We start from the raw sequence: 1690 nt of genomic DNA, 5'->3' as shown, positions 1-1690 counted from the left end.
TTTTGCCAAGTTCTAAAATTGCTATGTTTAACGATGTGCTAAATTATCATTTGAATTCAAATGTAGAACAAGGTTTTTTCTTTTTTGATCTTTCTCCATTAGACGAAATTAAACAAGTAGAACTTACTTTTTGTGATTGTCCTACAGATTCTACCCTTTTAGAAATAGCTAAAGATTTTTTTGAAGGAATAATAGATAACAATTTCGAAGTAACCCCTCAACAAATGGAGAAATTTGGCAAAGATATTGTTAAAACATTGCCACATTCTATAAAAACAGAAATAGTTAAAAAAAGAATTAAAGAATATATTAAGAAAAAGATTAATCAAAAAGTAGGACATGCTATTGCTAAAACAGCTTTGAAAAAAAGCACTAAAAAAGAAGTAGGTAGTTTTTGGGGCAAAGTATTTTTTCCTGAGGTTTTTGAAGCAGCTGAGGCAGCAGAAAGAAAATACGAATCTTATGCGTATATAAATAAAAAAATTATTTTTGATATAACAAATAATTATTATAAAAAAACAATTGGATTTTCAGTTCATTTTCCTTCTGAAGATGTTATAGAAGTTTATGAATTATTTTTAGATAATAACAAAAGATCTTATAGGTTAATCCAAAAAAGTTAAATTTCTAATTCTTCGCATGTTTTAATTAATATTTTACAACCTAAACACGGGTTCGTTCCTCAATATTTAAATCTTTATTGTGGTAAAAGAATAAACTAAAATTATAAGGAGGATTGATAAATATGAAGTTCTTAGATTTCATTTTTGATAATCCTGAGTATTTTAATAAATTGTTAAAAAAATCTCATAATCATAAAAATCAAAAAATAAATAAATTAATGCAAAAACATGTTTCTAATAAAACTGATAAAATAGTTTCTTATAAGATGATTTTTATAAAATTTTTTTATCCTTAATTTATTTTGTTTACTATCAGGATTAATTATTTATCAGTTATTAAGCCACTATCACAGTACATTATATTCTTTTTTACAAACCAAAATAACAAATATAAAGGAATTGATTTTATTTTTAATTGGCTTTAAATTAATCATTATTTTGATATGTTGTTTTTATAAATTAAGTCTTTATTATTGGAATTGTTTTTTGCCGATAGCTCTTCATTTGATGGTTATATTAGTAGGTTTTTTGTATGCTGCTTTATTTTGCTTTTACCGCTTTTATGGGAAACAATATTTGGACTTTTCCCCTTTTATTCAACATTTAATTCCTTTAGTTCCTTTAATATCTTTGTTAATTACTATTTTGATTTTAGTTTTTATTACTGTTTTATATAAAATAAATAAAATTAAAGTTTATCCTGGATTCATTAAAGTTTTAAAAATATTTTTTCTTATTAGTTTTATTGGTGAAATTATTTGTTTTTCTTTATACTGCTATCATAATTATTTTTCTAACTTCTTTTTTCTTATTATCCTTATATTTTTATCCTTAATAACTTTTATCATAGGTATTTTAAGATGGGTTTATGTTTTACATCAATTAGATAACTTTGCTAAAAATGCTAAAAATAAAGTGCTTGCCAAAGAATGTGAATGGATTTTAGTGAATTTTTTATGGCTTTCTAGTATGGAAGTATTTTGTGGTATATTTGAACTTTTTATATATGTTATTACTTATTTAGGTAATATAAAAAATGATAAAAGATAAAAATTTAAGTATTTATA

The 1690-nt window shown here is 22.5% G+C and carries 1 protein-coding gene and 1 pseudogene; both read left to right on the top strand.

The annotated features are described in order from the left end of the window. Nucleotides 1–623, top strand: a pseudogene (locus OL66_RS00510) (hypothetical protein); the annotation flags it as partial. A gap of 399 nt (nucleotides 624–1022) precedes the next feature. Beyond that, a complete protein-coding gene (locus OL66_RS00505; protein WP_034172040.1) occupies nucleotides 1023–1673 on the top strand; it encodes a hypothetical protein in 651 nt (216 codons plus the stop codon). Nucleotides 1674–1690: the final 17 nt, after the last annotated feature.

The sequence above is a fragment of the Chrysanthemum yellows phytoplasma genome (genome assembly GCF_000803325.1).
Lineage (GTDB): Bacteria > Bacillota_I > Bacilli_A > Acholeplasmatales > Acholeplasmataceae > Phytoplasma > Phytoplasma asteris.
Note: the sequence above shows the minus strand (reverse complement) of the source record. Positions and strands in the feature narration are given on the sequence as shown.